This window comes from Dietzia sp. UCD-THP (assembly GCF_000349585.1).
Taxonomy (GTDB): domain Bacteria; phylum Actinomycetota; class Actinomycetes; order Mycobacteriales; family Mycobacteriaceae; genus Dietzia; species Dietzia natronolimnaea_A.
The window spans coordinates 1-6,172 of record NZ_AOSR01000065.1 but is presented as its reverse complement, the minus strand read 5'-3'; the positions used below and the strand labels follow the sequence as shown (position 1 = coordinate 6,172).

General features: G+C 65.2%; 5 protein-coding genes. 4 read left to right on the top strand and 1 reads right to left on the bottom strand.

Annotated elements, in window-relative coordinates; genetic code table 11:
* Positions 1 to 544: 544 nt before the first annotated feature.
* A complete protein-coding gene (locus tag H483_RS26835; protein ID WP_017836385.1) occupies positions 545 to 1,141 on the bottom strand; it encodes a TetR/AcrR family transcriptional regulator in 597 nt (198 codons plus the stop codon).
* A gap of 118 nt (positions 1,142 to 1,259) precedes the next feature.
* On the opposite strand from H483_RS26835, the gene H483_RS26830 reads away from it, so the two are divergent.
* The 4 genes from H483_RS26830 to H483_RS0119280 all read left to right on the top strand — a co-directional run.
* The gene (locus tag H483_RS26830; RefSeq protein WP_017836384.1) at positions 1,260 to 2,822 is read left to right on the top strand and encodes a long-chain fatty acid--CoA ligase; all 1,563 of its coding nucleotides are present in this window, start codon (positions 1,260 to 1,262) and stop codon (positions 2,820 to 2,822) included.
* Between the two features lie 70 nt (positions 2,823 to 2,892).
* Positions 2,893 to 3,729 (top strand): NAD(P)-dependent oxidoreductase, encoded by an 837-nt coding sequence (locus H483_RS26825; RefSeq protein ID WP_031264725.1) that lies wholly within the window; start codon positions 2,893 to 2,895, stop codon positions 3,727 to 3,729.
* Positions 3,730 to 3,904: 175 nt separating this feature from the next.
* Complete coding sequence (locus H483_RS26820; protein WP_031264724.1) at positions 3,905 to 5,497, top strand: acyl-CoA carboxylase subunit beta; 1,593 nt, start codon at positions 3,905 to 3,907, stop codon at positions 5,495 to 5,497.
* A gap of 5 nt (positions 5,498 to 5,502) precedes the next feature.
* The coding region (locus H483_RS0119280; protein WP_305809410.1) for a biotin carboxylase N-terminal domain-containing protein at positions 5,503 to 6,172 on the top strand (670 nt) is incomplete at its 3' end.

The window sequence follows — 6,172 nt, the reverse complement described above, 5'->3', positions numbered from 1 at the left end:
TCGACAGAACACCGCCATTTACCGGCGAAGGTCACAGCCGGAACCCACACCCGGACCCACGCCCAGGGCCGGCGTAAAGGAAGCCGATGCGCCATGGCGTCTTGGCCGGGCCACCGCCGGGAACTCGACACCCCGCAACCCGGCACTTAATCAGTAACACTTGTCGGGAGCGTTAACTTTCACTTGACGACGCCCGTGGCGTACGCGGACACTCGGGCCGTACCTGACCTGCGCGTAGGTGCGCGTCGAGTCGATAACTAAAAGTCTGTCCGATTGCGAACCCAGGCCACAGACAGCATGTCGATTACCACTCTCGCCTGCGACTCTTCAGCGGGATTCGCGCTTCCTGCGACACATTCGCGAATTCTGCATCGACCCCTCTCGCGAGGTGCGGAAATAGGCGGTGGACAGTCGCACTCGCGCCCGGGTCAGCATGTTGAGCACGGCGGTAGTGCGTTCAAGCAGGAAGAGTCAAACAACGTCCAGTCGGAGGCTCACTCCACGCCGGCCTACTGCCAACGGTCGCGGTGCGTAGTTTGGCCTCCTAGTCGCGAGTGAGCCCTTGGGCCAACTGGTCCACCCACGCGCTCAGCACGTATCCCCGTCTCCGCGAGTCGTCGGTCAAAACGCCTGCCAAGGCCAGGCCGCGGCAGAGGTCTAGCGTCGCCTGCACGAGCGCGCGAACCCGCGGATCGGAGTCGTCAACCCCTAGTAAGCGTACCGCGAGCTGATGCGCCTCCTGGGCGAAGCGGCGCTCCAGTGGAGTGACCGCTTCGCGGACCCACTCGTCGACCGCTGCGGCGGACCACATCTGCAGGGCTGCTCGAAACAAGTCCCCGGCGTACACGTTGGCCAGGCTGTCCACCGCGGACCGCACGCGGTCCACGCCGCTGGATTTCGGCGGGGCCACGGCGAGGATCAGAGAGGTGCGCTGCTCGAACATGTACTCCAGTGCGGCCACACCCAGCTTCTCCCGGGAGGGGAAGTGGTGCTGGAGAGCACCGCGGCTAATGCCGGCAGCGTCCGCGATCACAGCGTTGGTCGACGCGACCCACCCCATCTCGGCGATGCACTCCACGGTCGCTTCGAGTAACCGTTTCCTCGTGGCCCGGCTCCGGTCCTGTTTCGGCTCGGTCAGCATGATGCGCTCGCCTCCTTCCGGCGTTAGTGATGGTGCCAGAATCCTGCATGGCGGCGACAACCTGAGAAAACAATCCATCTGGATTGTTTATTTCTTCGAGTGTGGTTAAGGTCACTCCATGACTGATCACGGATACGGCTCTTGGATCACCCGACACGCTCTGCGCAACGGACAGCGGACGGCGCTCATTGACGATGTCGGTGGCTACCAGACCACCTACGCTCAGCTCGAGGAGCGGACAAACCGGCTAGCAGCGGCTCTGAACGCCAGCGGGGTCCAGCGCGGCGACCGCGTGGCGATGCTCCTGCTCAACAGCCCACAGATGTTGGAGATCTACTTCGCGGTGGCCAAGCTCGGCGCGATCGCGGTGCCCGTCAACTTCCGCCTCCACGCCTCGGAGGTGGCCTACATTTTGGATGACTCCGGTTCCTCGTTCCTTTTCCACAGCACCTCATTCGCCGAGCTGGCCGCGGACGCCACCGCCGGGAACCGACGGATCCAACTCTCGGTAGCAGTGCCGACCCTCGCCGAGCGCCGTAACGCCGGTGGTGGGGGCTACGAACAGTTCCTCGCCGGGGGGTCGCCCGAGCGGGTGGAGCGCGAGATCTCCCACGATGAGATCTGCGTACTCATGTACACCTCGGGCACCACGGGCCGCCCGAAGGGCGCCATGCTCACCCACGGGAATTTTTTCTACAACGCGGTCAACGCCATGGGCTTCGACTCCGGCCTCGGCCGCACCGACATCACCATCTCCGCCGCACCGCTGTTCCACATCGGCGCGCTTGGGGTGCACACCCTGCCGTTCCTATTCGTCGGTGGCTCAGTGGTCACCACCGAGGCCTTCACCCCTGACGCCTGGCTCGACGGGGTGGCCCGCCACGGGGTGACCAAAGCGTTCCTCGTCCCTGCGATGTGGGCCGCCGTGGCTCAGTCTGCAGCCATCGCCTCCGCGGACTTGTCCTCCCTGCGATCGGGGATCAGCGGCGGGGCACCGTGCCCACTTACAGTGATCACCGCCCTGCGGGAGGCCGGCATGGAGTTCACCGAAGGGTTCGGGATGACCGAGACCGCCCCCATAGCGGCTTGCCTCCAGCCGGAGGACGTCGTCGCTCACGCCGGCTCCATTGGTCGGCCCGCACAGTTCAACGACTTCCGCATCGTCAACGAGGAGGGCGAGCAAGTGCCGCTCGGCGAGGTCGGCGAGCTGTGCGTCCGTGGACCCAATGTGTTCATCGGTTACTGGAACAAGCCCGACGAGACCGCCAAGGCGCTGCGAAGCGGCTGGTTCCACACCGGGGACCTGGCCCACGTCGACGAGGAAGGCTTCTACACCCTGGTGGACCGCAAGAAGGACATGATCATCACCGGCGGCGAGAACGTCTACCCCATCGAGGTCGAACAGGTGATGTACCAGCATCCAGAGGTTCGCGAGGTGGCGGTCATCGGCGTGCCTGACGCCAAGTGGGGCGAACGGGTGGTGGCTGTGGTGGCTCCCTCCGACGGCGGGACGATCGAGGCCGAGGAACTGCGGCAGTGGACCCGCGACCGCATTGCTCACTTCAAGGCCCCCTCCGAGGTCGTGCTCGTCGATGAAATCCTACGCACGGCCACCGGGAAAATCCTCAAGCGAATCCTTCGACAGAACCTGGGCGGCCCGAACTCCGCCGTCAGTCGCTGACCCCGCGCCCGCGGCGCGCCGCTGAACGATCCCCAGTTCCCCAACAACCCCGCAGAGCAGGCTTCAACTCATGACCTCTTCCAATCGCTCCCTGGCCGGACGCACCATCCTGATGTCCGGCGGTAGCCGCGGCATCGGCCTCGCCATCGCGCTGCGGGCCGCCCGAGACGGTGCCAATATCGCGATGCTCGCCAAGACCGACACGCCGCACCCCGCACTTGAGGGAACCGTGCACACCGCGGCCGCTGAGATCGAGGCCGCGGGCGGTCGGGCCCTGGCCGTGGTGGGTGACGTGCGGGAGGAGGAATCCGTAAAGCAGGCAGTCGATAGGGCCGTCGGAGAATTCGGCAGCATCGACATCGTCGTAAACAACGCCAGCGCAATCGACCTGTCCCCCACCGCCGAACTAGCCATGAAGAAGTACGACCTCATGCAGGACATCAACTGTCGAGGGTCGTTCCTGCTGGCCAAGACAGCCCTGCCGCACCTAGAACAGTCAGAGGCCCCGCACATCCTCACCCTGTCCCCGCCGCTCAACCTCAATCCCCGGTGGGCGGGAGCGCACCTCGGATACACGATCGCCAAGTACGGCATGAGCTTGGTGACGCTCGGCCTAGCCGAGGAACTCAAGGGCCTCGGGATCGCCGCGAACAGTTTGTGGCCGCGCACCACCATCGCCACCGCAGCCGTGGCCAACATCCTTGGCGGCGACGAGATGATCGCACGCAGCCGCACCCCGGAGATCATGGCCGACGCAGCCCACGCGATCTTCACCCGCGACCCGCGTGAATGTACGGGCAACTTCTTCATCGACGACGATGTCCTCACCGAAGAAGGTGTCACGGACTTCTCCATCTACGGTGGCCCGCTCAGCCAGCTTGAACTGGACATTTTCCTCGACAAGTGACCCGCACGAGTCACTGACACTGACTATTCGGCCTAGGTCGTCGCAGTCACGAACGGCCCCGAGCGGCCGTCGGCAGACCGCTGAAGCGGAACCCACAGAAGCCGTACGGCAGTAACTGAACCCGCTGTCTCCCGGTGACCGACGTAGTCAGAGTTCTTTCCAAGGAGCCCAACCGATGTCATCCAGAATCTCAACCCTCGACACCAGATCGGCGGAGTACGCCGAGAATAGGGCGGCGATGCTCGCTGCCCTCAACGAGATCGAGGAACTACAGCAGCAGGCGCAGGTCACCGGCGGTGAGAAGTACATCGCCCGTCATCATGAGCGTGGACGACTGCTGGTCCGTGAGCGGATCGAGTTGCTCGTAGACCGCGGTTCGGCGTTCCTTGAGTTGTCCACCCTGGCCGGCTACGGCGCAGGCGACCCGCTGGGCGCGGGCGTAGTCACGGGCATCGGTGTGGTCGAGGGCACCGAGGTGATGATCGTCGGCAATGACGGCACCGTCCGCGGCGGCAGCCAAAGTCCGTCTACGGTCAAGAAGATTCTCCGCGCCTACGAAATCGCCCGCATCAACAAACTGCCGCTGATCAACCTGGTGGAGTCTGCCGGTGCTGATCTTCCTCGCCAGTCGGAGATTTTTGTGCCGGGCGGTTCGGTGTTCAAGGAGATCAGTCGTCTCTCTGGGGCAGGGGTAACGACGATCGCGGTGGTGTTCGGTTCCTCGACCGCGGGCGGTGCTTACGTACCGGGAATGTCGGACTACACGATTTTCGTCCGCGACCAGGCCCAGGTGTTCCTCGGCGGACCGCCGCTGGTCAAGATGGCCACCGATGAAGACGCCGATGAGGAGGAGTTGGGTGGCGCGGAGATGCACGCCCGCACCTCCGGCCTGGCCGACTATCTGGCTGGCGATGAGTTCGAGGCCGTGCGGATGGCGCGGGATTTAGTGCGCAACCTGGGGGATATCCGCCCCCACGCGATCCGCGAGGCCGGAGACGAGCCGCTCTTCGATCCGGAGGAGTTACTGGGTATCCCGTCCGCGAACCCGCGCGTGCCGTACGACATTCGTGAGGTCATCGTGAGGGTGGTCGACGGTTCCCGGTTCGACGAGTTCAAGCCGGCCTACGGGGCGAATCTGGTGTGCGGATGGGCAACGCTGGCCGGGCGACGGATCGGCATCCTCGCCAACAACGGCATCCTGTTCTCCGAGGAGGCGCAGAAGGGCGCGCACTTCATCCAGTTGGCCAACCAGTCGCGCACCCCGCTGCTGTTCGTGCACAACATCACCGGCTTCATGGTGGGAACCCGTTATGAGCAGGGGGGCATCATCAAGGACGGCGCCAAGCTCATCAACGCCGTGTCCAATTCCTCGGTCCCGCACCTGACCCTCATGGTGGGTGCGAGCTATGGAGCCGGCAACTACGCAATGTCCGGTCGGGCCTATGACCCCCGCTTCGTCTTCACCTGGCCCAGCCACCGAATCGCGGTCATGGGCGGCAAGCAGTTGGCGGGCGTGCTGTCGATCGTTCGGCGCAACGCCGCCGAGAAGGCTGGTGCCGAGTTCAACGAGGCCGCTGACGCGGAGCAGAGAGCCGCGGTAGAGGGCCAGATCGACCGCGAGTCAACCGCGCTCTTCTCCACCGGTCACCTGTGGGACGACGGGGTCATCGACCCGCGTGACACCCGCACCGTGCTGTCCATCGCTCTGTCCGCCGCCGTCGGGGCGGGCGACCCGGAGCCCAAGAACTTCGCCGTCTTCAGGATGTGACCCTCGTGTATTCAAACTCCATCACCACTGTTCTCGTCGCCAACCGCGGTGAGGTCGCCAGCCGGATCGCCCGCACTGCGACCCGCCTCGGGATCCGTACGGTCGGGGTCTATGCCGAGTCCGACCGCAACGCGGCTTACCTCGACGACCTCGATAGCGCGGTCGCGCTGGGCGACGATGCGACGAGCTCGCCGTACATCGACCACGAGCTGATCCTCGACGCTGCGCAGCGGACCGGCGCCGACGCGATCCACCCCGGATACGGGTTCCTCGCGGAGAACGCGGAGTTCGCCGCAGCGGTCATCGAGCGAGGCCTGACCTGGGTCGGCCCGCCTCCGCAGGCGATGATCGAAATGGCCGGCAAGATCCGGGCCAAGGAGATCGCCCGAGCTTCCGGGGTGCCTGTGCTCGACAGCGTCACCGTCGATGCCGATCCCGAAGGGTCGATTGAGCGCGCCCGGGCCATCTCCACCCCGCTGCTGGTCAAGCCGTCCGCCGGGGGCGGTGGCAAGGGGATGCACCGCGTCGACGACCACGCCGAGCTGGAACAGACGATTCTCACCGCCCAGCGTGAGGCCATCTCGTCCTTCGGCGACGGGACGCTCTTCATCGAGCGGTACGTCGAGTCGCCACGGCACGTCGAGGTGCAGGTCTTCGCCGACCAGCACGGCAACG

Bases quoted from the DNA above. Each gene is read 5' to 3' on its own strand.
- H483_RS26835 (WP_017836385.1), bottom strand. From the start codon at position 1,141: ATGCTGACCGAGCCGAAACAGGACCGGAGCCGGGCCACGAGGAAACGG.
- H483_RS26830 (WP_017836384.1), top strand. From the start codon at position 1,260: ATGACTGATCACGGATACGGCTCTTGGATCACCCGACACGCTCTGCGC.
- H483_RS26825 (WP_031264725.1), top strand. From the start codon at position 2,893: ATGACCTCTTCCAATCGCTCCCTGGCCGGACGCACCATCCTGATGTCC.
- H483_RS26820 (WP_031264724.1), top strand. From the start codon at position 3,905: ATGTCATCCAGAATCTCAACCCTCGACACCAGATCGGCGGAGTACGCC.